28 protein-coding genes, 1 tRNA gene and 2 pseudogenes are annotated in these 25,906 nt (G+C 61.4%); 16 read left to right on the top strand and 15 right to left on the bottom strand.

The annotated features are described in order from the left end of the window. Positions 1 to 61: 61 nt before the first annotated feature. Both ACWTU8_RS07330 and ACWTU8_RS07325 read right to left on the bottom strand, forming a co-directional pair. Complete coding sequence (locus tag ACWTU8_RS07330) at positions 62 to 721, bottom strand: DUF2161 domain-containing phosphodiesterase (protein WP_029353113.1); 660 nt, start codon at positions 719 to 721, stop codon at positions 62 to 64. A 139-nt stretch (positions 722 to 860) separates the two neighbouring features. Next, positions 861 to 1,156 (bottom strand): annotated as a pseudogene (locus ACWTU8_RS07325) (DUF982 domain-containing protein). 234 nt (positions 1,157 to 1,390) lie between these two features. Between ACWTU8_RS07325 and map the strand changes: the two are divergent. Together map and radC are read left to right on the top strand one after the other, a co-directional pair. Beyond that, the gene (gene map / locus ACWTU8_RS07320; protein ID WP_455847595.1) at positions 1,391 to 2,218 is read left to right on the top strand and encodes a type I methionyl aminopeptidase; all 828 of its coding nucleotides are present in this window, start codon (positions 1,391 to 1,393) and stop codon (positions 2,216 to 2,218) included. Between the two features lie 69 nt (positions 2,219 to 2,287). Further along, positions 2,288 to 3,043 (top strand): RadC family protein, encoded by a 756-nt coding sequence (gene radC / locus ACWTU8_RS07315; protein ID WP_455847594.1) that lies wholly within the window; start codon positions 2,288 to 2,290, stop codon positions 3,041 to 3,043. Between the two features lie 93 nt (positions 3,044 to 3,136). Here the strand turns inward: radC and ACWTU8_RS07310 are convergent. Further along, positions 3,137 to 4,543, bottom strand: a pseudogene (locus ACWTU8_RS07310) (MFS transporter); the annotation flags it as partial. A gap of 145 nt (positions 4,544 to 4,688) precedes the next feature. Between ACWTU8_RS07310 and ACWTU8_RS07305 the strand changes: the two are divergent. Then, positions 4,689 to 5,597, top strand: coding sequence for a LysR family transcriptional regulator (locus ACWTU8_RS07305; RefSeq protein WP_455847593.1), 909 nt, complete (start codon positions 4,689 to 4,691; stop codon positions 5,595 to 5,597). Positions 5,598 to 5,625: 28 nt separating this feature from the next. On the opposite strand, the gene ACWTU8_RS07300 is transcribed toward ACWTU8_RS07305, so the two are convergent. Next, on the bottom strand, positions 5,626 to 6,150 hold the full coding sequence (locus ACWTU8_RS07300; protein ID WP_455847592.1) for a hypothetical protein: 525 nt from the start codon (positions 6,148 to 6,150) through the stop codon (positions 5,626 to 5,628). A gap of 456 nt (positions 6,151 to 6,606) precedes the next feature. Here ACWTU8_RS07300 and coxB point away from each other — a divergent pair, with 456 nt between their 5' ends. The 6 genes from coxB to ACWTU8_RS07270 all read left to right on the top strand — a co-directional run bounded on the left by coxB (position 6,607) and on the right by ACWTU8_RS07270 (position 11,795). Next, on the top strand, positions 6,607 to 7,422 hold the full coding sequence (coxB, locus tag ACWTU8_RS07295; protein WP_455847591.1) for a cytochrome c oxidase subunit II: 816 nt from the start codon (positions 6,607 to 6,609) through the stop codon (positions 7,420 to 7,422). 87 nt (positions 7,423 to 7,509) lie between these two features. Continuing rightward, on the top strand, positions 7,510 to 9,279 hold the full coding sequence (gene ctaD, locus ACWTU8_RS07290) for a cytochrome c oxidase subunit I (RefSeq protein ID WP_455847590.1): 1,770 nt from the start codon (positions 7,510 to 7,512) through the stop codon (positions 9,277 to 9,279). Next, on the top strand, positions 9,276 to 9,980 hold the full coding sequence (locus tag ACWTU8_RS07285; RefSeq protein WP_455847589.1) for a cytochrome c oxidase subunit 3: 705 nt from the start codon (positions 9,276 to 9,278) through the stop codon (positions 9,978 to 9,980). The genes ctaD and ACWTU8_RS07285 overlap by 4 nt, the downstream gene beginning before the upstream one ends. A gap of 13 nt (positions 9,981 to 9,993) precedes the next feature. Further along, complete coding sequence (locus ACWTU8_RS07280) at positions 9,994 to 10,716, top strand: heme-copper oxidase subunit III family protein (protein WP_455847588.1); 723 nt, start codon at positions 9,994 to 9,996, stop codon at positions 10,714 to 10,716. 9 nt (positions 10,717 to 10,725) lie between these two features. Next, entirely contained in the window at positions 10,726 to 11,130 is a 405-nt protein-coding gene (locus tag ACWTU8_RS07275; protein ID WP_455847587.1) for a cytochrome C oxidase subunit IV family protein, read from the top strand. Between the two features lie 191 nt (positions 11,131 to 11,321). Beyond that, on the top strand, positions 11,322 to 11,795 hold the full coding sequence (locus ACWTU8_RS07270) for an aminoacyl-tRNA deacylase (protein ID WP_455847586.1): 474 nt from the start codon (positions 11,322 to 11,324) through the stop codon (positions 11,793 to 11,795). Between the two features lie 54 nt (positions 11,796 to 11,849). Here ACWTU8_RS07270 and ACWTU8_RS07265 read toward each other — a convergent pair whose 3' ends face one another. The 3 genes from ACWTU8_RS07265 to ACWTU8_RS07255 form a co-directional block, all read right to left on the bottom strand. Then, entirely contained in the window at positions 11,850 to 12,668 is an 819-nt protein-coding gene (locus tag ACWTU8_RS07265) for a DUF2189 domain-containing protein (RefSeq protein WP_455847585.1), read from the bottom strand. Positions 12,669 to 13,079: 411 nt separating this feature from the next. Further along, a complete protein-coding gene (locus ACWTU8_RS07260; RefSeq protein WP_455847584.1) occupies positions 13,080 to 14,027 on the bottom strand; it encodes a heme o synthase in 948 nt (315 codons plus the stop codon). An 87-nt stretch (positions 14,028 to 14,114) separates the two neighbouring features. Next, positions 14,115 to 14,495, bottom strand: a complete 381-nt coding sequence (locus tag ACWTU8_RS07255) for a c-type cytochrome (RefSeq protein ID WP_455847583.1) — start codon at positions 14,493 to 14,495, stop codon at positions 14,115 to 14,117. 286 nt (positions 14,496 to 14,781) lie between these two features. On the opposite strand from ACWTU8_RS07255, the gene ACWTU8_RS07250 reads away from it, so the two are divergent. Continuing rightward, the gene (locus ACWTU8_RS07250) at positions 14,782 to 15,669 is read left to right on the top strand and encodes an alpha/beta fold hydrolase (RefSeq protein WP_455847582.1); all 888 of its coding nucleotides are present in this window, start codon (positions 14,782 to 14,784) and stop codon (positions 15,667 to 15,669) included. A 23-nt stretch (positions 15,670 to 15,692) separates the two neighbouring features. After that, positions 15,693 to 16,019 (top strand): antibiotic biosynthesis monooxygenase family protein, encoded by a 327-nt coding sequence (locus ACWTU8_RS07245; protein ID WP_287088406.1) that lies wholly within the window; start codon positions 15,693 to 15,695, stop codon positions 16,017 to 16,019. A 77-nt stretch (positions 16,020 to 16,096) separates the two neighbouring features. Here ACWTU8_RS07245 and tig read toward each other — a convergent pair whose 3' ends face one another. After that, positions 16,097 to 17,569: a trigger factor gene (tig, locus tag ACWTU8_RS07240; RefSeq protein WP_455848405.1), complete on the bottom strand. Its 1,473-nt coding sequence runs from the start codon at positions 17,567 to 17,569 to the stop codon at positions 16,097 to 16,099. Positions 17,570 to 18,007: 438 nt separating this feature from the next. Between tig and ACWTU8_RS07235 the strand changes: the two genes are divergently transcribed. Together ACWTU8_RS07235 and ACWTU8_RS07230 are read left to right on the top strand one after the other, a co-directional pair. Then, positions 18,008 to 18,092 (top strand) — tRNA-Leu (locus ACWTU8_RS07235). 128 nt (positions 18,093 to 18,220) lie between these two features. After that, entirely contained in the window at positions 18,221 to 18,352 is a 132-nt protein-coding gene (locus ACWTU8_RS07230) for a hypothetical protein (RefSeq protein ID WP_455847581.1), read from the top strand. 33 nt (positions 18,353 to 18,385) lie between these two features. On the opposite strand, the gene ACWTU8_RS07225 is transcribed toward ACWTU8_RS07230, so the two are convergent. The 3 genes from ACWTU8_RS07225 to ACWTU8_RS07215 are packed head-to-tail and all read right to left on the bottom strand — an operon-like array spanning position 18,386 to position 21,579. Next, positions 18,386 to 19,834, bottom strand: coding sequence for an aromatic amino acid lyase (locus ACWTU8_RS07225; RefSeq protein WP_455847580.1), 1,449 nt, complete (start codon positions 19,832 to 19,834; stop codon positions 18,386 to 18,388). Between the two features lie 51 nt (positions 19,835 to 19,885). Beyond that, complete coding sequence (locus tag ACWTU8_RS07220; protein WP_455847579.1) at positions 19,886 to 20,467, bottom strand: GDYXXLXY domain-containing protein; 582 nt, start codon at positions 20,465 to 20,467, stop codon at positions 19,886 to 19,888. After that, a complete protein-coding gene (locus ACWTU8_RS07215; RefSeq protein ID WP_455847578.1) occupies positions 20,464 to 21,579 on the bottom strand; it encodes a DUF2157 domain-containing protein in 1,116 nt (371 codons plus the stop codon). The genes ACWTU8_RS07220 and ACWTU8_RS07215 overlap by 4 nt, the downstream gene beginning before the upstream one ends. A gap of 237 nt (positions 21,580 to 21,816) precedes the next feature. Here ACWTU8_RS07215 and ACWTU8_RS07210 point away from each other — a divergent pair, with 237 nt between their 5' ends. Together ACWTU8_RS07210 and ACWTU8_RS07205 are read left to right on the top strand one after the other, a co-directional pair. Continuing rightward, entirely contained in the window at positions 21,817 to 21,957 is a 141-nt protein-coding gene (locus ACWTU8_RS07210; RefSeq protein ID WP_006335194.1) for a DUF1127 domain-containing protein, read from the top strand. A 54-nt stretch (positions 21,958 to 22,011) separates the two neighbouring features. Beyond that, positions 22,012 to 22,152, top strand: coding sequence for a DUF1127 domain-containing protein (locus ACWTU8_RS07205; protein WP_023802557.1), 141 nt, complete (start codon positions 22,012 to 22,014; stop codon positions 22,150 to 22,152). 50 nt (positions 22,153 to 22,202) lie between these two features. Here the strand turns inward: ACWTU8_RS07205 and ACWTU8_RS07200 are convergent, their stop codons facing one another. Next, complete coding sequence (locus ACWTU8_RS07200) at positions 22,203 to 22,370, bottom strand: hypothetical protein (RefSeq protein ID WP_455847577.1); 168 nt, start codon at positions 22,368 to 22,370, stop codon at positions 22,203 to 22,205. Positions 22,371 to 22,527: 157 nt separating this feature from the next. Next, positions 22,528 to 23,079 carry a hypothetical protein gene (locus ACWTU8_RS07195; protein WP_455847576.1) on the bottom strand — a complete coding sequence of 184 codons (552 nt, stop codon included), beginning with the start codon at positions 23,077 to 23,079 and terminating at the stop codon, positions 22,528 to 22,530. Positions 23,080 to 23,229: 150 nt separating this feature from the next. Here ACWTU8_RS07195 and trmFO point away from each other — a divergent pair, with 150 nt between their 5' ends. Then, positions 23,230 to 24,639 carry a methylenetetrahydrofolate--tRNA-(uracil(54)-C(5))-methyltransferase (FADH(2)-oxidizing) TrmFO gene (gene trmFO / locus ACWTU8_RS07190; RefSeq protein WP_455847575.1) on the top strand — a complete coding sequence of 470 codons (1,410 nt, stop codon included), beginning with the start codon at positions 23,230 to 23,232 and terminating at the stop codon, positions 24,637 to 24,639. A gap of 24 nt (positions 24,640 to 24,663) precedes the next feature. Here the strand turns inward: trmFO and ACWTU8_RS07185 are convergent, their stop codons facing one another. Both ACWTU8_RS07185 and ACWTU8_RS07180 read right to left on the bottom strand, forming a co-directional pair. Beyond that, entirely contained in the window at positions 24,664 to 25,515 is an 852-nt protein-coding gene (locus ACWTU8_RS07185) for a phytoene/squalene synthase family protein (protein WP_455847574.1), read from the bottom strand. Between the two features lies 1 nt (position 25,516). Continuing rightward, positions 25,517 to 25,906 carry an Mth938-like domain-containing protein gene (locus ACWTU8_RS07180; protein ID WP_455847573.1) on the bottom strand — a complete coding sequence of 130 codons (390 nt, stop codon included), beginning with the start codon at positions 25,904 to 25,906 and terminating at the stop codon, positions 25,517 to 25,519.

The raw sequence follows: 25,906 nt of genomic DNA, 5'->3' as shown, positions 1-25,906 counted from the left end.
GAGAGGTACGTTGTCTCCCCTGCCCGCGGCAAGCCGCTCAAACAAACTCGACGCCGCCTCGCTATGGGGCCGGTTGGGGCCAGCGGTGTAACGCAGCGCGGCCAACGTCCGTCAGCGCATAGACGCCGCGCTCGGCCCTGGCGAACCAGCCATAGACATTGTGAAGCAGGATCTTGGCGGCGCGTGGTGAAATGGCTTTCAAGTCGCGCGGGCGCTTCGGGCCGTCGACCATCGCAGCGGCGCAGGCCAGCGCATCCTGCCGGTAAGCGGTCATTATCGGCGTACGCGAGCCGCCGCCGACTACAGGGTCGCCGCGCCGGCGACGATGCTCGTCCACCAGGCGCGATCTTCGTCTCGGGTCTCGCCGGGGCGGCAAAGCGGCCGGGCTGAGCAGCAATTCGACGTTGCCGGCGGAACCAACCCCCAGAAGCCCGAACCCGAGCCGCCGGCAGAGTGCGCGGAACCGACGGTCATGCTCGCGGCCTTTGCCGCGGGCCGACATCCGCGCCGCGAGCCAGACCTCATCGCATGACGCAGCACGATCGACACCTTGAAGTATGAGTTCGAGGTTGAACTGCAATTTCAATTCGCAGATGACGACCACGGGCGGCTCGCCGTCACGCAGTCCCACGACGTCGCAACCACCAACTTCGCCTTTAACGGTGAATTCCAGGCTCTCAAGAAACCGCTTCACCGGGATGTAAAGAGACGTTTCCTGCATGCCGGAGCCATAGCCGATTCGTGACTGGCTGGCACAGCATCACCGAAGGCATGCCGCTCTGGGGCAGATTTGCCGCTCGTCGAACGCATGGAAGTGTGGGATGCATTAAGCAGTTCGCTGGGACTGCCCGGCTCGGCCGCTAAGCCCGCAGCCCCCTCGCCTCGCCTCCGCGCCTGCGCGGAACCAGCTGTCCCTGGCCAGGAGGCGGCTTACCCGGCAGAACGCCATGAACGCCCGGCAAGCGTCCTCGGTGTCGACCAGGTCGACCGTGGCGCCAAAGCAGGCATTGAACGCGGCCTGATAGACCGGGCCCTGCCGGCGAACCGGCCAGCCTTGCAGGAAATCCAGCGCCTGTTCGACGCTGTAGATTTCCTCGACCGGCAGGCCAGGCGCTGTCGTGATGCGCACCGGCACCTCGAATTGCGATCTGTCCATTCGTGTCTCTCCAGAGCCCGTTCCCCACTTGTTGCTCAGAAATATGTCGTCAGTGCGGACGAACACCCCGGCACGGGCTGGACAGGCACAGGATGAAGCCGCAAGACATGAATATCGCCGGCTTGAGCCCATCGCCGGCAGTTCGTCCTTGAACCTGGGGCCGTCCGGTGCCAAATCTGAGAGACTTTTCGCGCGGGCTCATCAGAAGCCCTTTCTTCCGGCAAGACGGACACAATGGTCACCTATCTCGACGCCGCCACGGCACCACTCAGAAACACCGGCCAGATCCGCCTCTACGGCGAAGAGGGCTTTGCCGGCATGCGCAAGGCCTGCGACCTCACCGCACGCTGCCTCGACGAACTGGTGTCGATCGTCGCGCCGGGCGTTACCACTGAAACCATCGACCGCTTCGTCTTCGAGTTCGGCATGGATCACGGCGCATTGCCCGCGACGCTCAACTACCGCGGCTACACGAAGTCATCCTGCACCTCGATCAACCACGTCGTCTGCCATGGCATTCCCGACAACAAGCCGTTGAAGGACGGCGACATCGTCAACATCGACGTCACCTACATCCTCGATGGCTGGCATGGCGATTCCTCGCGCATGTATCCGGTGGGCACGATCAAGCGCGCCGCCGAGCGCCTGCTCGAGGTCACGCATGAATGCCTGATGCGCGGCATCGCGGCGATCAGGCCGGCCGCCCGCACGGGCGCCATCGGCGCCGCCATCCAGACCTATGCCGAAGGCGAGCGCTGCTCGGTGGTGCGCGATTTCTGCGGCCACGGCGTCGGCCAGCTCTTTCACGACGCGCCGAACATCCTGCACTATGGCAGCGCCAGCGAGGGCGTCGAGATGCGGCCGGGCATGATCTTCACCGTCGAACCGATGATCAATCTCGGCCGGCCGCACGTAAAAGTGCTGTCGGATGGCTGGACGGCGGTGACACGCGACCGCTCGCTGTCGGCGCAGTACGAGCACACGATCGGCGTCACCGAAACCGGGTGCGAGATTTTCACGCTGTCGCCAAAAAACCTCGACCGCCCGGGCCTGCCGGCATAGTGTCCTGCCGGTATAGTGTTTCGACAAGTCGCGGGCATCTGCCCGGCAAGCGCTGGATATGGGCGGCCTATGGGGAAAACCAGCGACGAAGACGCACGCATATTCTTTCCCGAAAGGCCGATAAAATCGCTCGCGAAAGCCAAGTCGGTCGAAAAGCCGCATTATCTCGGTCATCGCGACCGTTTGCGCCAACGGTTCGCGGCCGCGGGTTCCGACGCCCTCCCCGACTACGAATTGCTGGAGCTCTTGCTCTTCCGCCTGATCCCCCGCGCCGACACCAAGCCCGTCGCCAAGGCGCTGCTGGCGCGTTTCGGGACGCTTGCCGAGGTGCTTGGCGCGCCTGTCGGGCGACTTGAGGAGGTCAGGGGTATCGGCCCGGCAGTGGCGCTCGATCTGAAGATCGTTGCCGCGGCCGCCCAACGCGCGGCACGTAGCGAGATCAAAGGCCGCGAGGTCTTGTCGTCCTGGACGCAGGTTCTCGGATACTGCCGGTCGGTAATGGCCTTCGAGGAGCGCGAGCAGTTCCGTATCCTGTTTCTCGACAAGAAGAACGCGCTGATCGCCGACGAGGTGCAGCAGGTCGGCACCGTCGACCACACGCCGGTCTATCCGCGCGAAGTGGTCAAACGCGCGCTCGAACTCTCCGCCACGGCGATCATCTTGGCGCATAATCATCCGTCAGGGGATCCGACGCCGTCGCGCGCCGACATCGAGATGACCAAGCTGGTCATCGAGACGGCCAAACCGCTCGGCATCGCCGTCCACGATCACATCATCATCGGCAAGAAGGGTCACGCCAGCATGAAGGGCCTGCTGCTGATTTGACGCCCGATCTGAGCATGCACGCCTTCTTGTCGAAGCGTACGGTCTCGTGTCAAGAATACCTCCAGGCAGCGAGGGGCGCGCCGCGAGAGCACGGCTACCAACCGCTATTGCGAGCGCGACGACAATCAAAACCGCCGCGACTGCGAACGTGATCCGCATGCCGGCGGCAACGGCCTCGGGGCGCGCCGTTGTGATGTCGGTCGCCACCGAGGCGAATGCGAACACGGCGCCCATGGCGGATGCACCAGTGATGAGCCCGAGATTGCGCGACAAATTGAGCAAGCCGGAAATGACGCCCCGCTGGTCCGGGCGGATATCCGACATGACGGCGGTGTTGTTGGCCGTTTGGAACAGCGCATAGCCTGATGTGACGATTGCGATCGGAGCGATGTAGCCAGGGATGCCCGATATTGTCGGCATCATGGATAGAATGAGGCAACCGGCCGCTATCGCGATGAGCCCAATGATGGTCATGCGCCCAGCGCCAAAACGGTCCGCTATGCGACCAGCTGGCACGCCAGTCAGCGCGGCGACAAGCGGACCGACCGACATGACGACGCCGACAAGAGCCGCGTCGAGCCCGAGCGCACGAGACAGATAGAACGGCCCGACCACCAGTGTCGCCATCATCACCGTCGCGACGAGTGCGTTCGTGGCGAGGCTCGTACTCAGCGTCGCATTGCGGAATGCGGCCAATCGGATCAAAGGTGATGCCACCCTCGCCTCCACAAGCACAAAGAAGCCGGCTCCGAAAACGGCTCCCGCCAACAGAGCCATGTTGAGCGGACCAAAACTGCCACGCCCGAACGTCATCGCGAGCGCATAGGCGCCAAGCGCCAAGGCAAGCAGCAGCGTGCCCACAACGTCGAAGCCGGCCCGATCCGTCTTCGAACCCCGGCGATCAGCCGGCAGGTAGCGATAGGCGAGAACAAGGGCCAGCAAACCCAATGGCACGTTGACAAGGAAGATCGCCCGCCAGCCGGATCCGGCAATCAGAAGGCCCCCGAGCGAGGGACCGAGAGCGGTGCCGATCGCCGACATCGTTCCGAGCAGCCCCATAGCGCTGCCGCTCCTTGCCTTCGGAACCGTATCACCGACGAAAGCCATGGTGAGGGCCATCATGATGGCCGCCCCCAAGCCCTGCGCCGCCCGCGCGGCAATCAGCAGCCAGAGCGTCGGCGCGACACCACACAGGACCGAGGCCGTCGTGAACAGCAACAGTCCGGCCAGCAACAGCCGCCGGCGACCGATGAGGTCACCGAGCCGTCCAACGCTGACGATCAGGGTGGTCACGGCGAGGAGATAAGCCAGCACGATCCACTGGACTTCCTGGAACGAGGCGTCGAACGCCTGCGCCAAGGTCGGCAAGGCAACATTGGCGATGCTGATGCCGAGTGAGGACAGCAACATTGACAGCGAAAGGCCGGCAAGCGCCCACCGAACCGAAGGTGCTCGTTCCACATTTCCGGCGACTGCCCGTCCTGCATCGATTGGCTTCAATATGAACTCCGTTTTCTGGCGGCTCCGGAAACGGAGCTGGCAGACACGTAGTCCTTTGCTTGATATGGCGGAAGACGCATCATTTGCACTTAATCATTGCGTTTGACGCTATGTCAGATTGTGCCAACCATGCTACGATCCATCTATGCCGCATCCCGATCTCAATCTGCTTGTCACCCTTGATGTGCTGCTGACGGAAGGCAGTGTGGCACGCGCCGCCAAGAGGCTGCGGCTTAGCCCGTCGGCGATGAGCCGGGCGCTGGCGCGATTGCGTGAGACGATCGGCGATCCGCTGTTGGTCAGGGCCGGACGCAGCCTTGTTCCCACACCCCGGGCCCTCGAGCTCCGCGAGCGCGTCGGTCAGCTTGTGGAGGACGCCGAAGCCGTTCTGCGTCCTGTTGAGACGCTCGACCTGAAACGGCTTGTGCGGACCTTCACGCTCAGAAACCAGGACGGCTTTGTTGAGAATTTCGGACCTGATCTCATTGCGCGCGTCGGCGAACAAGCACCGGGCGTGCGGCTGCGTTTTGTACTGAAGCCGGACAAGGACAGCACGCCCCTGCGCGACGGCAGTGTAGAACTGGAAACCGGCGTCGTCGGAAAGGCCACAGGACCGGAGGTGCGCGCGCAAGCGCTGTTCCGTGATCGTTTCGTCGGCGTCGTGCGGATGGGGCATCCCTTATGCGAGGTGACGATCACCCCTGCCCGTTATGCGGCCGGCCGGCACATCCTCCTCTCCCGTCGCGGGCTCGACAGGGGACCGATCGACCATGCGCTTGAGCCGCTAGGGTTGAAACGAGAGATCGTGACGGTCGTCGGCGGTTTTTCGGAAGCTCTGGCTCTGGCGCGCGCCTCGGACCTGATCGCCAGCGTTCCCGAACGATATACGGGGAACCTGCGCGACGGAATGTACTGTTTCCCTCTGCCGGTTCCCCTGCCGGAAATCACGGTTTCACTTTTGTGGCACCCGCGGCTCGATGCCGATCCGGCGCACCGCTGGCTGCGCGGGTGCGTTCGAGACGTTTGCGCCGGAATAACTCACTGGATTTCTTAGTGGGTTGAGGCGAGCGTTGCTGATCCGATCACGGCAACTCGGTGTTGCAGGTGCCGGCGATCTGGCCGACCGCCTCGCTGAACCCGGCAAGGTCGAAATCGGCCTCGCCTCGCCCCGACAGCAGCCCGAACCGCCAGGACAGCTGGAGCCGGTCCGCGGAAACCAATCGCCTGATCCCGTCGGCACCATCCCGAACCAGCCTCCTCCCCCGCGCGCCGACCGACCAGCTTTCGTTGACCTTGCTGGCCTTGTCGACGGTCACCGACACGGTGATGGTCCGGCTGGCGGAGACGGCATCGTTCAACTGCAGCCATTCGCTCCAGCGCGGTTCGCCATTCGCCCGACAGGCAATGGTCAGGATCGGGCTGTAGCTTAAGGTGCCGCCGCCCGTGATGAGCTTGTTGGTAGCATGGAGCGAGGCAGTGACCAGGCCATCGCTGCCGGTGTCGAACCGCCAATTGTCAAGGACGCTGTCGGCCTGGGCGATACCGCAGACCGAGGCGAAGAGGAACGCCGTGGCGACCGCGCCTCCGATGCCGACGAATAATCTCAACGATCCCTCCAACGACCCTGCGCTTTGCAACTCGGCGCAGATAATGATCAAAACATCGTATCGCCAGCCGCCAACCGCTGCTTGGGCGCGAATCTGTCGCTTATCGCATCGGCCCGAGAATCGGGATCGATTCTCGGACGCACGATTCGTAGATAATGAAAATTCATTCAGAGTTTCTGCGTCCAAGTGGACGCACGTCGCTTTAAGGCGACTATGAAAAAGGATGCATTGAGGGCGGTCTTTCATAATTCGGCGCAATGCCGTGTTGTTCGGCGCCCTTGGCAGCTTTTTCTTCGCTGCAGCCTTCTTCTTCTTGGGTTCTTCCGCATCATCGCCATTGCGTTTTCGGCTGACCGGAAGACCGCACTAGAATTTCGACGGGAAATCGAGCTATGATGCACTTGGCATTTCCTGGGACGGCTTCGCGCCCTTGGAATGCCGGGAGGGAAACGGGATATGGCCATCGCGCTTGTACTCGTTTTGGTAGTCGTGGGCTCAGTGTTGTTCCACTTCCTGAGCCCATGGTGGTGGACGCCGATTGCCTCGAACTGGGATTATATCGACAACACCATCATCATTACCTTCTGGATCACCGGCGTCGTCTTCGCCGCCGTCGTCCTATTCATGGCCTATTGCGTCTTCCGCTTCCGTCATCGGGAAGGGAATCAGGCGGCATACGAACCCGAGAACAAGCGGCTCGAATGGTGGCTGACGATCGCCACCGCAATCGGAGTCACGGCCATGTTGGTTCCCGGCCTGTTCGTCTGGAACCGGTTCGTCAACGTCCCCAGCGACGCAACAGTGGTCGAAGTCGTCGGCCAGCAATGGCAATGGAGTTTCCGCCTGCCCGGCAAGGACGGCAAGCTCGGCACATCCGACACCCGCAACGTCAGCGCTGAAAATCCGCTCGGCGTCATCGCCAGTGATGCCAACGGCCAGGATGATGTCGTCGTCGAAGCCGCCGATCTGCACCTGCCGGTCGGCAAGCCGGTCAAGATGCTGCTCCGCTCGATCGACGTGCTGCATGATTTCTACGTGCCGGAATTCCGCGCCAAGATGGACATGATCCCGGGCTCGGTCACCTATTTCTGGTTCACCCCGACCAAGACCGGAACCTTCCAGGTCCTGTGCGCCGAACTTTGCGGCCAGGGACATCCTTTGATGCATGGTGTGGTCATGGTCGACACGCAGGAAGATTATCTGGCGTGGCTCGGCGAACAGCGGACCTTTGCGCAATTGTCGGCCCCCCAGCAGGTGGGCTCGGCAGAGTAGACGCCGGGAAAGACGGCGACGTGGATTGAAATTGCGGCAGGGCTCGAAACTGTCGAGCCTGGCCGAGAAGGGCACGGAGGTGTTCCTATGGTCGATATCACACCTGCAGATGCGGTACCGCCGGCCGAAGTCGCGGAGATGGAACTCTACCATCCGCACAGCTGGTGGACGAAATACGTCTTCTCGCAGGACGCCAAGGTCATCGCCATCCAGTATTCGGCGACGGCAACGGCAATCGGCATGGTGGCGCTGGTGCTGTCCTGGCTGATGCGGCTGCAGCTCGGCTTCCCCGGCACGTTCGACTTCATCACCCCGGAAGCCTACTACCAGTTCATCACCATGCACGGCATGATCATGGTGATCTACCTGCTCACGGCACTCTTCCTTGGTGGCTTCGGCAATTATCTGATCCCACTGATGGTCGGCGCTCGCGACATGGTCTTTCCCTATGTCAACATGCTGAGCTACTGGATTTACCTGCTCGCCGTGCTGGTTTTGGTGTCGAGCTTCTTTGCGCCCGGCGGACCGACGGGTGCCGGCTGGACGCTCTACCCGCCGCAGGCCATCATGACCGGCACACCAGGCGGCCAGGACTGGGGCATCATGCTGATGCTCGTCTCGCTGATCCTGTTCATCATCGGCTTCACGATGGGCGGCTTGAACTATGTCGTGACGGTGCTGCAGGCCCGTACACGCGGCATGACGCTGATGCGCCTGCCGCTGACTGTCTGGGGTATCTTCACCGCGACCGTCATGGCGCTGCTCGCCTTCCCGGCGCTGTTTGTCGCCTGCGTGATGATGTTGTTCGACCGTGCGCTCGGCACCAGCTTCTTCATGCCGGCGATCGTCGAGATGGGCGAACAATTGCAGCACGGCGGCGGCAGCCCAATCCTGTTCCAGCATCTGTTCTGGTTCTTCGGCCACCCCGAGGTCTACATCGTGGCACTCCCGGCCTTCGGCATCGTATCCGACCTGATCAGCACCCATGCGCGTAAGAACATCTTCGGCTACCGGATGATGGTCTGGGCCATCGTCGGCATCGGCGCGCTGAGCTTCGTGGTCTGGGCGCACCATATGTACGTCAGCGGCATGCATCCCTATTTCGGCTTCTTCTTCGCCACCACGACATTGATCATTGCCGTCCCGACCGCAATCAAGGTCTATAATTGGGTGCTGACGCTGTGGCGCGGCGACATCCACCTCACCATACCGATGCTTTTTGCCCTGGCCTTCATCGTCACCTTCGTCAATGGCGGGCTGACCGGGCTGTTTCTCGGCAACGTTGTCGTCGACGTTCCGCTGTCGGACACGATGTTCGTTGTTGCCCATTTCCATATGGTCATGGGCGTCGCTCCGATTCTGGTGATCTTCGGGGCGATCTATCACTGGTACCCGAAGGTCACTGGCCGGATGCTGAACGAGGCAATGGGCCAGTTCCATTTCTGGGTCACCTTCCTCGGTGCCTACCTGATTTTCTTTCCCATGCACTACATCGGCCTGATGGGGGTGCCACGGCGCTATAACGAACTGACCGACATGACGGTTATGACGGAATCGGCCCACCACCTGAACTCGTTTATCAGCATCATGGCGTTCATGGTCGGCTTCGCCCAGATGGTGTTCCTGTTCAATCTGATCTGGAGCATCCGCCATGGCCGCGAGGCCGGAGGCAATCCGTGGCGCGCCACGACCCTCGAATGGCAGACGCCGCAAACACCGCCCGCCCATGGCAATTTCGGCAAGGAACTGCCGATCGTCTATCGCTGGGCCTATGACTATAGCGTGCCGGGCGCCAAGGAGGATTTTATCCCGCAAAACATGCCGGGCTCCTTCGGATCCTCAAGAGAGCCGGCATGAGCGTCATTCTGGTCTTCCTCCTCGTGATCGTCGGCTTTGCCGGATGGTGGCTTTCCCACCAGCGGCTGATGGGAAAGCCATGGCTCGAGCAAGGTGTGATCGGGGACATTATCGGCCCGGAAGGATCGGCGCTGCCGACCGCCAAGATCGGCCTCGGCGTCTTCCTCGCCGTCGTCGGCTGCCTGTTTGCACTCTTCACCAGCGCCTATTTCATGCGCATGGCGCTGTCGGACTGGCAGGCGCTGCCGCTACCGCGCGTACTCTGGTTCAACACCGGTGTGCTGGTCCTGAGCAGCATCGCGCTGCAATGCGCCTCGGTCGCTGCGCGCCGGGGCCAAATCGACACGGTCAGGCTTGGCCTTGTCACGGCTGGGCTCACCGCGCTTGCCTTCCTGATCGGACAGCTTGTGGCATGGCGGGAACTGACCGCCGACGGCTACTTGCTGACCGCCAATCCGGCCAATAGTTTTTTCTACCTGATAACCGGGATGCATGGCCTGCACATCCTGGGAGGGCTGGTGGGTCTGAGCCGAACAACTGCCGGCGCCTGGAACGGAGCACGGCCGGAGCGGCTTCGCCTCAGCGTCGAATTGTGCGCCATGTACTGGCATTTCCTGCTTTTCGTCTGGCTCGCCATTTTCGCGCTTCTGGCCGGCTGGGCCGCGACTTTCATCGAGATTTGCCGACAGTTGCTGACCTAGGAGGGCCGGACGGATGGCAGACACGACACTGACGCATACTGGCCAAGCACAGCCGCGGCCGGCGGGCTTGCAAGGCGTCGCCGCCGATTGGTCCTCCGATCAGCGCGCGTTCAAGAACGTGTCGTGGGGCAAGGCCATGATGTGGATCTTCCTGCTCAGCGACACCTTCATCTTCGGTTGCTTCTTGCTCTCCTACATGACCGCGCGCATGTCTACCCGCGTGCCGTGGCCCAATCCGAGCGAGGTCTTTGCCCTTCATATTGGCGGCTCGGACATTCCACTGATCCTCATCGCCATCATGACCTTCGTGCTGATCTCGAGCAGCGGAACGATGGCCATGGCGGTGAATTTTGGCTATCGCCGCGACCGTCGCAAGACGGCGGTCCTCATGCTTCTGACCGCAGCACTCGGCGCGACCTTCGTCGGCATGCAGGCGTTCGAATGGACCAAGCTGATCACCGAAGGGGTACGGCCCTGGGGCAATCCGTGGGGTGCGGCGCAGTTCGGGTCATCCTTCTTCATGATCACCGGCTTTCACGGCACCCATGTGACGTTCGGGGTGATCTTTCTGATCATCGTGGCGCGAAAGGTCTGGCGCGGAGATTACGACACCGGACGGCCCGGTTTCTTCACCAGCCGCAGGGGCCGCTACGAGAACGTCGAGATCATGGGACTCTACTGGCATTTCGTCGACCTGGTCTGGGTGTTCATTTTCGCATTCTTCTATCTTTGGTGAGAGGCAGATATGGCTGAGATAACCGCAAACGGCCTGGGGCAGCATACGCTGCACGGAGCTCAAGCGCATGATCCGACAGCGACCGGCATCGCCCCTGCGGAGGTTCATCAGGAGCACCCGATCAAGCTCTATCTGGTGGTCTGGGCATGGCTGTTCATCCTTAGCGCCTGCTCCTATATGGTCGATTATTTCGGCATCCATGGCTATCTCAGATGGTCGCTGATCCTGATCTTCATGATGCTCAAGGCCGGGCTGATCGTCGCCGTCTTCATGCACATGGCTTGGGAACGGCTGGCGCTGACTTATGCGATCATCCTGCCGCCGATACTGGTGCTGGTGTTCGTGACAATGATGGTCTTCGAATCGGATTACACGCTTCTCACCCGGACGGTGTTTTTTGGGGCCGGCCCCTGACGCGCAATCCGAGTACGGGTGTCGACGGCGTCTCCCGTCAAGAGCTGGAAGCGCTATTTGCGGTCCGCTCCTGTCTGCCTTGAAACAATCGACAGCTGGCCCATTTCTGTTGGTACGCGAAACGACAGAGGCAGAAGTGATTGCTGCCCTCGTTTCCACATGCGTCGCGACTCCAGCAAGGGAGGCTCAAGATGACGATCGCAAACAGACTAAAGGACTTTATCGACGGGAAGGGAATTTCCTATGACACCGTCGAGCACCACCGCACGTCGACAAGCAGGCAGTCCGCCATAGCGGCGCATGTGCCCGGCAGCATAATGGCCAAATCGGTGGTCGTTCACCACGACGGTGGCTATGCGCTGGCCGTGGTGCCCAGCACGCACAGGATCGAGCTCGGCACGTTGCAGGACGTCATGGACCAGCGCATCGGACTCGCCTCCGAAGACGAGGTGGTTTCGCTCTTCGAGGATTGCGACACCGGCGCCATCCCGCCGATCGGCGCGGCCTACGATGTGCCGGTGATCCTCGATGAAAGCCTCGGCAATGCCGCCGACATCTATTTCGAGGGCGGTGACCACAGGACGCTCGTGCATGTCAGCGGCAAGGATTTCCGCAGCCTGACCAGCGACGCACACCAAGCCCGCTTTAGCTACCCGGCTTACTGAAGGCTCAGCTCTTGCCGTACCGGCGCGCTCGCCGGTGCGGCAAGGCAGGATTTTTCAGCTCGCCGGTTTGGTGGAAGCCGGCGATTCCACAACTTTGCGATAGACGTGCCAGGTGGCGTGACCGAGGATCGGCAGCACGACCGCCAACCCGGCAAACACCGGCAGCGAGCCTATGATCAGGGCGACGGCGACGATCAGGCCCCACACTGCCATCACGATCGGGTTCGCCAGGACCACGCGCACCGAGGTGTGGATGGCTTCATAGGCGCCGACGTCGCGGTCGAGCAACAACGGGAACGCGACGACCGTGGTGCACAATACGACCGCGGCGAAGACGAAGCCGATGGCGTGGCCCAGGATAATCAGCGTCCAGCCGCGTCCGGTGGCGAATATCTCACCGATGAAGCTGGAGAGTGATTCCGGCGGGGCCGGGCCGAACACCTGCTGGTAAAATATCTGCGCGGTTAAAAGCCAGGCGATGAAGATCGCAAGCAGCATTATCCCGACGGCCGCGATGGCCGGCAGCGCCGGAGAATTCCTGACCTCGAAAGCGTGGCCCCAGGAGGCGTCGAGCCCGGCTTCCCGCCTCCGGCTGATCTCATACAGGCCGATCGCCGCGAATGGACCGATCAGCGCAAAACCTGACACCAGCGGAAACAACAGCGGCAGCGCATTGTTGCCCGACGTCCAGACAGCGAGCACGACGCCGACAAGCGGATAGATCAGGCAGAGGAAAACGATATGCGACGGTTTGACCATAAAATCGTCGACGCCACGCTTGAGCGCATCGAAAAGGTCGGAAACGCCGATCTTTCGTATTCTGGTGTGCTCCAGCGTCTCGCTGGCGCCTGCAATCACGTGAAAACTTGCCATGACCATTCCTCCAGACCAGGTCCGGTAAGGTCGCGATTCCACGGTGCTGCCGTTCAGCGTAACTGGCCACGCAAAACCGCGACCTGCACCATGGTCAACATACGCTCTTGCATGGGATTTGTCGCCGCCCTTTGTCTGAGGGGACGGCTCCGGTGATCCGGCTAGCTCTAACGGCCTTTCTTCGATATTCTCCAAGCCGGGTTGAAGGGTGAAGGTCATGGATGGAAAGACCGTTCTCATGCTCGGCCTTGGCGTAGTTATTCTGCTGTTGCTGGGGTTCTGCGCAGTGCCAACGTAAGGTTTGAGCAGGTTCGGGGGCGGACCTCGTTCAGCAATCACCGATTGGCCGTCTCAACCCGGCAAGCAATCCGAGAATCAGGATTCGATGCAGCCACGAGGCAGGTCATGCCGTCAATTTCCGGCTGACATGACGACACGCACTGCAATGGTATCGGCAAGCAGCACGGCAAAGATCGCGAAAAGATAGAAAATCGAATAGGCAAACAGCGCCTTTGCGCGTTTCATCTCCCACCCTTCAACCCACCTTTTGTCGATCAGAAGCTTCCAGGCATGCCAGATGAAACCCGCGCCCAATGCGGCCGAAGCGAGCCCGTACAATCCGCTCGCGAATCCAAAAGCCCAAGGGAGCACGCCGATTGGTGCCAGGATCAGTGAATAGACGAAGATTTGTTTTCTGGTCGAAGCCTGGCCGGCCACGTTCGGCATCATGGGAATGCCGGCGGCAGCATAGTCGCCGATCTTGAACAGCGCTAGCGCCCAGAAATGCGGCGGCGTCCAGAGGAAAATGATCAGAAACAGGATGAGACTTTCAGCCCCGACGGCGCCGGTGGCCGCCGCCCATCCGATCACCGGAGGAAGGGCACCCGCGGCGCCGCCTATGACAATATTCTGCGGCGTCGAGCGTTTCAGCCACATCGTGTAGATCACGACGTAGAAGAAGATGGTGAAGGCCAGCAGCGATGCGGCAAGCCACCCCACCAGCACGCCGAGCGTCATGACCGAAAGCACGGAAAGCACCAGGCCAAAGCCGAGAGCTTCGCCTGGCATGACCCGGCCTGACGGGACCGGCCGCTTTGATGTCCGCGACATCAGCGCATCAATATCGGCATCGTACCACATGTTGAGTGCCCCGGCCGCTCCCGCTCCAACCGCAATTGCACCAATTGCAATCACGGCGATGACCGGATTCATCGCCCCGGGCGCCACCATCAGCCCGACGAAAGCGGTAAAAACAGCAAGCGCCATGACGCGTGGTTTCAGAAGCGCGAAGAAATCGCTGACCGTCGCTTCCGAGATGCGGACACCGGTATCCTTGAGGCCGCTTTCCCTAGCCGACATTTCAGTGGACCCCCGATGGGGGCAGGCAATCTGGTCGACCCATCGGCCGGCGGAGGAGCCAGGTTACTTCCTGGCGGAAGAACCGGGTCATTTGGAGAATTGCTTCAGATAGGCGATGACGTTGGCGAGGTCCTCATCCTTCTTGAGCCCGGCAAACGCCATCTTCGTGCCTTTGACCATGGCCTTGGGATCGCGAAGGTAGCTGGTCAGCGTGGCTTCATCCCATTTGACGCCAGATTTGCCAGCCTCGGTCATGGCTTTGGAATATTTGAATCCCGGATGCGTGCCGGCCGTCCGGCCAATGACGCCGCTCAACGACGGACCGACCTTGTTCTGATCCTTGTCGACGACGTGACAGACCTTGCATTTGGTGAAGACCTTTTCACCCGCGGCGGCGTCCTGCGCCTGCGATTGGCTCGTGACTAAGATCGCAACGGACACGGTAGCGAAAAACGCGATTGCACGCATGGCATTCCCTCCCCGACCGCCAAATCTGTCTTGGACGATCTGCGCGTGCCGACACGGCATGCGCCCCTTGCACGACAGCGCGGAATTTCCGCGTCTCCCGTATGGATTGCGGCACCTACATACCACAGAATCTGGCCGGCAGATAGAAGAAGTCGACCAGCCAGATTGCCCCCGAAGCGACGGGCGGCTCGAGCGGCGTCGGGGCGCGGTCGGAACGCATACCGGATAAAGGCGTTAGACCAGCTACGGTTAAGCATCTGGAAGATCAAAGATCAGAGAAGCGTCCATGAACGACGGGAGCGTCCTGGAGGTGCGCCACGGCACCCTCACGATCGATGGCGACACGGTCTTTTACAGAGAGGCAGGCCCTGAAGCTGCGCCGGTGTTGCTGCTTCCGCATGGTTATCCCTGCTCATCCTTCCAATATCGCCGGCTGATGCCGGCGCTCGCCGATCGGTGGCGGACAGTTGCGCCAGACTTCCCCGGCTTTGGCTACAGTGAAACTCCAGATCCGCCACGGTTCGGTTATGATTTTGACGCTTACGCGACTTTTCTGGAGCGGTTCACCGACGCGCTGGGGCTCGGCAGCTACGCGCTGTGGCTGCACGACTACGGCTCGCAGATCGGCCTGCGGCACGCCATAGCGCATCCATCGCGGATCAGGGCCCTCATCATCCAGAATGGCGACATCTATGCGGATGCTCTTGGCCCCAAATACGAAACGATCCGACGTTTCTGGCGGGATCCTTCACCAGCGAACCGCGCGCCGCTCGAAAACGCGGTGAGCGAGGACGGCTTTCGCGCCGAGTTCGTAGGCGAAGTCGATGACGACGTCGCTCGACGTGTCCCGCCCGATCTGTGGAAATTGCATTGGCCGCTGATGGATACGCCTGTGCGCCGTGCGCTTTCAGTCGGACTGATGGAGAAGCTCAAGGCTAATCTCGACTGGTTCCCTCGTTACCAGGGATACCTGCGCGAGCAGCGGCCGCCGGCAATGATCCTTTGGGGACCGAAGGACGAATACATGCCCGAGCCGGCAGCGCGCGCCTATCTGCGCGATCTCCCCGAGGCCGAGCTGCATTTGCTGAACGACGCCGGACACTGGCTGCTGGAGACCCATTTCGAGGTCGCCCTGCCGCTGGTGCGACGGTTTCTCGGCGAGGTCCTGCATTAATCGCCCGCACAGAGGAGCACTTCATGACCGACAACGCCACAATTGCCCGGATCTGGCGGGGAAGGACACGCCGTGATCTGGCAGACGCCTACGAGCCCTATCTACGCCGCGAAGGCATTCCGCCGCTTCAGGAGAAGGCACTTGGCTTGCAATTGTTTCGCGAAGATCGCGAAGAAGAAACGGAGTTCGTGACCATCTCGTACTGGCCAGACGTCGAAGCCATGGCGAGCTTCACCGGCGGCGACCCGCACAAGATCCACCACCTGCCGCGTGACGAAGAGTTTCTCATTGAACTGCCCAAGCGAGTGACCGTGATGCGGATCCTCGTCAGTCAATTGCCTCGCGACTAGGGCGGCGGCCTTACGACGTCGGCGGCAACGAAAAGGCCGCCTCGTGGGCGGCCTTTCACAATTCGCAGAATGCCGTGTTATTCGGCGTCTTTGGCGGCTTTCTTCTTCGGCGCGGCCTTTTTCTTGGGCTCTTCCGTATCGTCGGCCTGCTTGGTGTCGGCCTTCTTCGCGGCGGCTTTCTTCGCCGGCTTCGCGTTGGCCGTCTCGGTGTCCTCGTCGTCGGCCATCAACTCTTCCTTGCTGACCTTAACGTCGGTGACGGAGATCTGGCCGAGCAGATGATCGACCACCTTCTCCTCGAACATCGGCGCGCGCAGCGTGTTCAGCGCTTCGGGATTGCTGCGGTAGAATTCGAAGGCTTCCTGCTGCTGGTTGGCCGGATAGCGGCGCACCTGCTCGAACAGGCCACGCTGCAATTCGTCGTCCGACACCGTCACGCCGGCCTTCTCGCCGATTTCGGCGAGAACCAGGCCGAGACGCACACGGCGCTCGGCAAGCCGCATATATTCGGCGCGTGCCTCTTCTTCCGTCGTCTCCTCGTCGGCAAAGGTGCGGCCGGCGGCTTCCAAATCGCGGTTGACCTGGTTCCAGATGTTGTTGAACTCGGCCTCGACGAGCTTCGACGGCGCCTCGAACGAGTAGGCGGCATCGAGCTGGTCGAGCAGCTGGCGCTTGATCTTCTGGCGCGTCATCGAACCGAACTGGTTTTCGATCTGGCCGCGCACCACCTCACGCAGGCGCTCCAGCGACTCCAGGCCGAGATTCTTGGCCGTTTCGTCGTTGATTTCCAACGCACCGGGCTTGGACACTTCCTTGACGGTAACGTCGAAGGTGGCTTCCTTGCCGGCAAGATGCGCCGCCTGGTAGTTTTCCGGGAACGTGACAGTGACCTGCGTCTCGTCGCCGGCCTTGCTGCCGATGAGTTGATCCTCGAAGCCGGGAATGAATTCCTTGGAGCCGAGCACCAGCGGCTGGTCCGTGCCGGCGCCGCCGCTGAAGGCTTCGCCGTCGATCTTGCCGACATAGTCGATTGTCACACGGTCGCCTTCTGCGGCCTTGCCGGTCTTCGGCTCGTAGGTACGCGCCGATTCGGCGACACGCCGGACCTGCTCGTCGATTTCGGTGTCAGGCACGTCGAACACCTGACGCGTCACCTTGATGTCGGAGAAATCCTTGATCTCGATCGGCGGAATGATCTCGTAGTTCAGGCGGAACTCGAAGTCTGCGCCGCCGGCCAGGATCTTCTCGGCCTCCTTCTCGTCCTCGGTCATGATCACTTCAGGCTGCATGGCGGCCTTTTCGCCGCGCCCGGTAATGATTGAACGGGTCGAATCGTTGAGGATCTCGTTGACCACCTCGGCCATGAACGACTTGCCGTAGACCTTGCGCAGGTGCTGCACCGGCACCTTGCCGGGGCGGAAGCCGTTGATACGGACCTTGTTCCTGGCATCGGAAAGCCGCGCCATCAGCTTGGCTTCCATGTCACCCGCCGGCACGGTGATCTTGATCTCGCGCTTGAGACCGGAGTTGAGCGTTTCGGTGACCTGCATCATAGAACCTTTGTTTCCACCAATGAGGCAGCCAAACGGCTCCTGCCGTTACAGCCTGCCGGTATTATCTTGCCGGGAATGGCTTTTGGTGCGGGACTTGGCGATCTGTCCGCCCAACGCGGCTCAAATCCTTCAGAAATACGCTCCAAAATGTGAATAAGTCTTTGTTTTTCCTACTTCTTATCACATTCTGCAGAAGCGGATCGTCGCATCCCGTCACATTCGACACGCCTTTTGTCACAGGCGAGGCTAATTTTCAACCATCTTCGCGTATACAGCGCCGCGCGTCCTCTTGGACGCGCAAAGGACCCTGTAGCACCTTGATTTTGGCGCGTGATCCTTTCCGAAAATCGATTTTCGGGATCATGCGCCGGCGAATGGCCTCTATTTTGAACGCGACATTGACAGAATGATGGCTACATGGGATTGCCGGGCAATGCGGATGTGGCGGAATTGGTAGACGCCCTGGATTTAGGTTCCAGTGCCGAAAGGCGTGGGGGTTCGAGTCCCTTCATCCGCACCAAGTTTTTCGCCAGAAAGCCGGGGAACGCTGGCCCTTGCGAAAGCTGATCCTGCTCAAGATGACTGGCGGGAACCAGCCTCGGCAAAACACGTTGCTAAGTCATCGACCTTCACAAAAGGATCCGTGCGATGGCGAAAGACCTATCTCGCGAGGAAGAGAAACGCGGCACCGGAAAGGTCTTCAAGTGGGGCGCCGTGATCATCGCTGTGCTTTTTGTTGCCCTAATGGCCGTGTTCATCCTCGGGCCGTTCTGGTCTTAGCCGCCATTTGGGCATCGTGAAACTCCAGGCCGCTTACTGCTCAAAGACCTGGCGCGTGAACCACTCGGTCAAATTCGCAAGTTCAGGTCCCAGCACGCGATCGTTGCCGACCGGCGGCACGATGCTTCTGATATCCGCGACGAACGACTGAAGCGCCGGAGGCGCCACACGCTCGGTTACGTGCAGCGCCTGCGAGGCGATCACCGCCAGCATCGCCATTGCGGCATCGAGGCAGCGGCCGGCGCGTGCTTCCTTCGTCCAGGCGAGGAACACCGTCGTCGCTACATCGTCCTGGCCGGCGCCGGCCGATTCCGTTCCCGGGATGAAGGTGCGCTGCGCCGCGAGTTTAGCCTGCTCCAGATAGCCCGTGATCGCCATCGGCACATAGCCGACATTGCCGTGACCATCGCTGTCACTCCAGTCCCGCCCCGTCAAAAGCAGATCGGGCAGGAGCGACACCTTGCCGTTCAAAAGCTTCGAGGCGTGGCGGTCGCATAAGAGGCAGATATCGGCCCATATCGCTGCCAGATCATCCAGGGCGGGTGTTGCCATGGCATTGTGATAGCCGCCCGTGCTGATGCAGCGCCCGAGCGGGTGCCCGTCGTCAGGCGGGATGTAGACCGGGTTGTCCGATACCGAACCGAGCGACAGAGTAGCCGCCCGCTCTGCCGACGCCAGCGCGCGATGCGCCTGCCCCAGGATGCGAGGAACGATGCGATAGCTGACCGGCGCCTGATAATTGCGGCGCCCGGTGCCGGCACTGGCAAGAAACTCCCTCAATCCCCGCAGGGCCGCTGCTTCGTGTTCATCGCCCCAAAGCGCGTCGAGCGCCGGATCGTAATGTTCGAGCGGCGCGCGAAACGCCTCGATCGAAAGCGCAAAGACTTTTTCGGCAAGGCGAATGCGGCGGCGAGCCGCCAAGGCGGCATCGGCCACGAGTGCGGCAGCGCAGGGCGAGCCATTGATCAGGGATCCCCGTTCCTTGATTTCCAGGTCGAAGCGCGTCGAAAGCTCTGCAAAGAGCGGATAAAGAGCGAGGATTTCACCGGCGCCGCCCTGGCCGGAGGATGGCACCATGGGCATGGGTCCGCCGTCCAGCATCGCGGCGACGGCGAGCGCCATACGCGGTGTAGTCGCGGCATTTCCTTCGAGGAAATTCGTCAGACGGGCGAGCACGATCGCCCTCACCACGCGATCTGGCAAAGGCTCGCCGAATGATGTGGCGGCTGCGAACGCCTTGATGCGCGCATGGCGACCCCGCTCGCCAAGTTCGAGCCGCCTGCTCGCCAGTTCTCCCACAGCGGTGGTTACGCCATAGATGATCGGTACAGGGTCGGTTTCAATAAGACGCAGGAACGACGCGCGACACTCTGCGATGCGCTGCAAGGCCTTGCCGCTGATTTGCACCGTGTCTTTCTTCCAGGCGACGCGGAAAATGGAGCTGAGATTTATGTCTTCTCGTGTCGTCAGGATAGTTGTCATGTTTGATGCTGTCCGAGCGGCCACGCTTTCCCAATTCTATCCGGGCCAATTCTAATAAAGTGGTTCCTCGAACAGCGTCTTGTCGCCGTCCATCAGCGCCTTGATCTGCGCGGCGCCATCGGCTGCGATTGCGACGCGGACGCCGAACGGCCGCACCCGCATATCGTCCTGGATCGCTATTCCCTCGCCTTCCGGCAGGTAGAAACGTTCAATGCCGTAATCCGGCGCGATGGTGGTGGCTGCGCTGAGATCCCACCCCGCGGACACATGCCCGACGATATCGGTTTCGTCGGATGCTGCCGGCGCCGGCGCGTGCCCGAACCAGGCCGCTGTCGCCTGCCAATAGCCGTCGGCGCCCTGCTTCAGCCTGACGACGATTGGCGTGTCATCGCTCGTGAGCTTGCCGGCTGGAATGTTGGCGATCAGCTTCACCGGTATGCGCGAAATATCGTAGCCAAGGCGAATGAAGTCGCCGCGCAGCAGATCGCGCGGATCGATCGGTTCGACCCTAAGCAGCACTTGCTTGCCGTCGCGCAGGATCGCCGCCCGACCAGCGATGATCCAGCTCAGGAAGCCGATCTGGACGAGCGCCAGCACCACCGCCGAAATGATCAGCCGTTTACCGGTCATCATGCCGCTCCTTCCACGCTCGGGGCCCTCATGCGCTTTTCCACGCGGAGGATGACAAAGGCAAGGATGCCGAGAAGCACAGCTGCCGCCAGGAAGAAGCCTGCCGTGTCGACCATCGACTGCAACATCACCACATAGATGATGGCGAGTTCGAAGGCGAAGCCGGCATAGGCAACCCAGCGCAAGCCCCTGCTGTCGCGTCCGCCCAGCACGATTGCCGCGACAATGCCGGCAAGCGCAACGGCCGAGGCAATGGCAAAGCCGCTGTTATAGCTGCTTAAATCGGCTAATTCGAACTGGATCATCGCCAGGCCGGTGAGAAATCCGACCAGCGCGTGCAAGGGCAGACGACCGCCCAGCTGCAGTATCCAGTCGACGGGCTCGGCAGCGAAGATCGCAGCCGAGAAAAGCAGCACCGACACGACGACGAGCGGCACAGCGACCTGCAGTGTTTCGTATTCCGTAAACAACAGCACGAGATAGAAGATGACCGACAGGATGATCAGGTGGCGCGCCGCCTGGCTGCGGCTCCAGAACGAAATGGCGAACAACACGCTCGCCATGACGACGAAAAGATGCGGAAATTCCGCGCGACTAAAATAATCGAAACCCTTCAGGAACAGCCAGGCATCGGCAATGCCGACAGCAGCGACTGTCAACGGGTTCGAGCGCAGCGCAACCGCAGCCAAGGCCGTGCCAGCGCCCCAGGTGATCAAGGCCGATGCCTCGTCGCCGGACAAATGATACATCTGGCCGATGAGCGCGATCGATCCGCCGAAAGCCGCCGCGGCGACGATCCAGAGTGCCTCGCCCATTGCAGCATGGTCGCGTGTCTTCAGCACGGCGCCGCCGACATAGCCGGCGAAGATGATGGCAAAGAGCGCTGCCACCCGCGCCAGCCGCGGGATGGCCTGCCAATTGGCAGCGACGAAGATCAGGACGGCCGCACCAAAAAGCAGCGCCGCAATCATCGCCAGGATCGAGCCGAAGCTCAGTGATTTGCGCTCATTGGCCTCGACGTCGCGCGTCAGCGCGTCGGCCGTCGAGGCATCGATCAGGCCAACCTGCAGCCATCGTGCGATATCGGTCCTGACGCGTGACGAATAGCTCGCCATGCCTTTCTCCCCCAGCTTGGCCTTTTTTTCAGCCGATCCGGCCAAACCGTTGACGCTACGGCATTTTCCGATTCGGGTTAATCTGTGTCGAAGACGTGATTTGGCAGTGATGGTGCATTGCACAGTTTGCATTGCTGCTATGCACCAAAAGCGCTTTTAAATCGATATGACCCCACCTATCTTCAGGTCGTACACAAAGACGGAATGATCCGAAAGAAAGACGAAACGAGAAATACCATGAACCTGATCCGCAATTACCGCAACTGGCGCCGCTACCGGGACACCGTTTCCGAGCTGAGCCGCCTGAGCAACCGCGAACTGACCGACCTCGGCATCAGCCGCAGCGACATCCACTACGTCGCCCGCAAGGCGGTCTAATCCTCTTCGGACCGCAAATGGTCCGAACCAGTTTGACTTGAAAAGAGAACGACAATGAACCTGATCCGCAACTATCGTAACTGGCGCGTCTATCGCTCGACGGTTACCGAGCTGGGTCGCCTTTCGAACCGCCAGCTGCATGACCTCGGCATCGTCCGCGAAGAGATCAAGAGCATCGCCCGCAAGGCGATCTAGCCAAGGAATTTCGCCAGGGTTGACCTCCTCCCCAACCCTGACGAATACGGTCAGCCTTCACCTCCTCCCGAGGGTTTGACCACAAAAACGGCGCCCGCCGCACCTCCTCCCGCGGCGGGCGTTGTTTCCCCAAGGCGAAACAAACTTCGTCCCAGGGCGAAACGAATTTCGTCTTCAGGGGTTTCGCCCCCTTCATCAGGCGAAAGGAATTTCGTCAAAGCCGACCTCCTCCCCGGCGATGACGAATACGGTCGATCTTCACCTCCTCCCGAGGATCGGCCAGCAAAACGACACCCGCCGGACCTCCTCCCCCGGCGGGTGTTGTTGTTTTCAGAGTCGAAGCAGTCCGAGAGCCGTTTTGGCGGGGGACTGTCGTCAGTCCAGCGCACCGCTTTCCAGCACGCCCCGTATCTTCCACTGGCTCAGCGGAAAAATGTCCGGTGCGCCGCCCATCGGCGCATACCAGGAATCCACCACCCATTCGGTGCCCCCGCGGTCGCTGATCACCGCCGTCCAATGGGGATAGCGCCCGTCGACAAACAGGCCCCGCGAGGCCTTGTCCTCGACCTTGTGAAACCTGAGCAATTTTCGCTCGGCAAGATAGACCAGCAGAGCATGCGTATTGGTCGATTCGTCGACACAATCCATCTGGCCCCTGATGCGCGATGCACCGAATTCCGACTGCGGCAGATCGCGAATGCCGATGGCCCGGAAGATGCGCTGCTCGAAATAGCGGACAGCCTTCGAAATAGCGGAGCGCTCGGCTTGGGGCGAATCCGCACCCGCACGCAGGATAGAGCGGAAACGCGCGCCGTCACCGGGGCCAAGCGCCAGCATCGTGCGATAGTTGCAACTATAGCCATGGCATATGGGGATCCGCTTGGAAGCCGTCGCGGCCAGTTCGCCGGCGGCCGCTGATCCGCCCATGGCGATCACGACTGTTAAAAAGGTCGCTCTGGCAAAGTTCCCGAGACTCCCGTCCATTCTCCGACAGTAGACGATTGCAGCACTTGGCGCCAACAGTGCGACGAACTCATGCAATTGCAATCGCAGCTACAAGGGATTATTTCGGCGCTCATGAACAAGAATCCCATTCACGTCATCGGCGGCGGTCTCGCCGGCTCAGAAGCCGCTTGGCAGGCGGCCGAAGCCGGCGTTCCCGTTGTTCTGCATGAAATGCGTCCCGTCCGCGGCACCGATGCGCACAAGACGGGTGGACTGGCCGAGCTCGTCTGTTCCAATTCCTTCCGTTCCGACGATGCGCAAACCAACGCCGTCGGTCTGCTGCACGCCGAAATGCGGCTGGCCGGTTCGCTGATCATGAGCGCTGGCGATGCCAACCAGGTGCCCGCCGGTGGTGCGCTTGCCGTCGACCGCGACGGATTTTCCGAAGCGGTGACCAAAAAGCTCGAAGCGCACCCACTCATCACCATCCAGCGCGAGGAAGTGCCCGGCCTGCCGCCGGCGAATTGGGACCAGGCGATCATCGCCACCGGCCCGCTGACCGCACCGTCGCTCGCCGAATCGATCGCGGAAGTGACCGGCGCCGATGCGCTCGCCTTCTTCGATGCCATCGCGCCGATCGTCCATTTCGACACGATCGACATGGACGTTTGCTGGTTCCAGTCACGTTACGACAAGGTCGGGCCTGGCGGCACCGGCAAGGACTACATCAACTGCCCGATGGATAAGGAGCAGTACCTTGCCTTCGTGCGGGCACTTGTCGACGGTCAGAAAACCGAATTCAAGCAATGGGAAGGCACGCCATATTTCGACGGCTGCCTGCCGGTCGAGATCATGGCCGAGCGCGGCGTCGAGACGCTGCGTCATGGGCCGATGAAGCCGATGGGGCTGACAAATGCGCACAATCCATCGGTGAAGGCCTATGCCGTCGTGCAACTTCGCCAGGACAATGCGCTGGGCACGCTCTACAACATGGTCGGCTTCCAGACCAAGCTGAAGCACGCCGAGCAGGCGCGCGTGTTCCGCACCATCCCGGGCCTCGAAAACGCCGAGTTCGCTCGCCTCGGCGGCCTGCACCGCAACACCTATATCAATTCGCCGACGCTGCTTGACCATTCGCTGCAGTTGAAATCGCGGCCCGGCCTGCGCTTCGCCGGCCAGATCACCGGCTGCGAAGGCTATGTCGAAAGTGCGGCCATCGGCCTGCTTGCCGGGCGCTTTGCCGCCGCCGAGCGGCTGGGCCACGCGCCGGCGCTGCCGCCGATGACCACAGCCTTTGGCGCGCTGCTCAACCATATCACCGGCGGTCACATCGTTTCCGACGACGAGCCGGGAAAGCGCTCCTTCCAGCCGATGAACATCAATTTCGGCCTGTTTCCCCCTGTGGAAGCGCCGAAAGCCGAGGGAAAGCGCCTGCGCGGCAAGGATAAGACCGTCGCCAAGCGGCGTGCGCTGACGTCACGCGCGCTGGCCGACTGCCGCGAATGGCTGGGATCGCCTTCGCGGGCGGAAGCAGCGGAGTAGCAGTTACGGAGTTCGTGTCAGCCTTCAGATGCCCGGCCAGCCTCGCGTTGCGCGACGCAAGAGCAGCCAATGGCGGCGCCAGGCCGAGAGCTGCGCCTCGCCGTTCAGAGGTGAATGAGGAGAACCTTCCATCTTGCCGAGATAGGCGCTCGACAAGGCCAGCGGCAAAAATGCCGGTCGCAGCGAAACTGGCAGGGCCGATGCACCCTTCTCGAAAGCAGACAAATGCTCCTGCGCTAGTGCAATCATCGCGGCGACAGCGCGTTGCGCTCCAGGCCCACCTTCGCCCGCAACGAACTCCTCGGGCGACGACCCTGCCGCAGCCAGAATGTCGGCCGGGACAAAGCATTGCCCACGCTTGCGATGCAGCGGCAGCAGTAGCAAAAGGCCGGTCATCGCTTGTGCACAACCTGCTCTGCCCGCAAGTTCGGCAAACCGTGGTGCTTCGACGGGATCAAGCACCATCGCTGCAAGCTGGATGAGCGCCGCTCCGGTCTCGCCGCAATAGCCTTCCAGATCGGTCCGCGACGGCATAGGGTCGTCATAGAGATCGAAAATACGCGCTTCGAGCATGTTCTCGAAGGCAGATTTCGGCAGGCGGTGGGCGGAAATCGTGGCCGTCAACGTGTCCGCAACCGGATGGCCGGTGCCTACCCCGGCGTCCTCGGCTGCGATGACATCGCGCCACCATTGCAGCCGCACCTCGCCCGGCAGCGCCTCGCGGATACGGTCACGAATGCCTGATATTTCGGCATTGAAGGCATAGAGCGAAAAAAGCGCGTCACGCTTGTCCTCGGGCGCATAGAGCGCGGAAACATAGCGGTCATGGTCGGCGGCTCGCACCGTTTCCATGACGATTTTGGCGTTTTCGCTCACGTCACTCGACGGCGATCAGTGCGGCAGCCACCGCACGGTTTTCCGCCAGAAGAACATTGTAGGTCCGCACGGCAGCACCGGTCGACATCGGATCGGCCGCAATGCCCACCGCCTTCAGCGCAGCACGCAGCGCCGCCGGCAACGGCCTGAGATCCTTGCCGGCGCCGACCAGCAGGATCTCGACCTTGTCAGCCTCGTTGAGCAGCTTGGCGAAATCCGCCGTCGTCAGTGCCAGGGGATCGGCCGGCTTCCAACCGTAGATGCCCGACGGCAGGCACAGGAGCGAGCCGCGATGCGACATGTCGGCGAAACGAAACCCACCATTGCCGTAGGCCTCGATCGGGGCACGGCCGGGGAAATGCGCTTCACGGATGACGATGCCTTTGGTCAT

It is taken from the genome of Mesorhizobium sp. BHbdii, from assembly GCF_053848045.1.
This window is presented reverse-complemented; position numbering and strand designations above follow the sequence as displayed.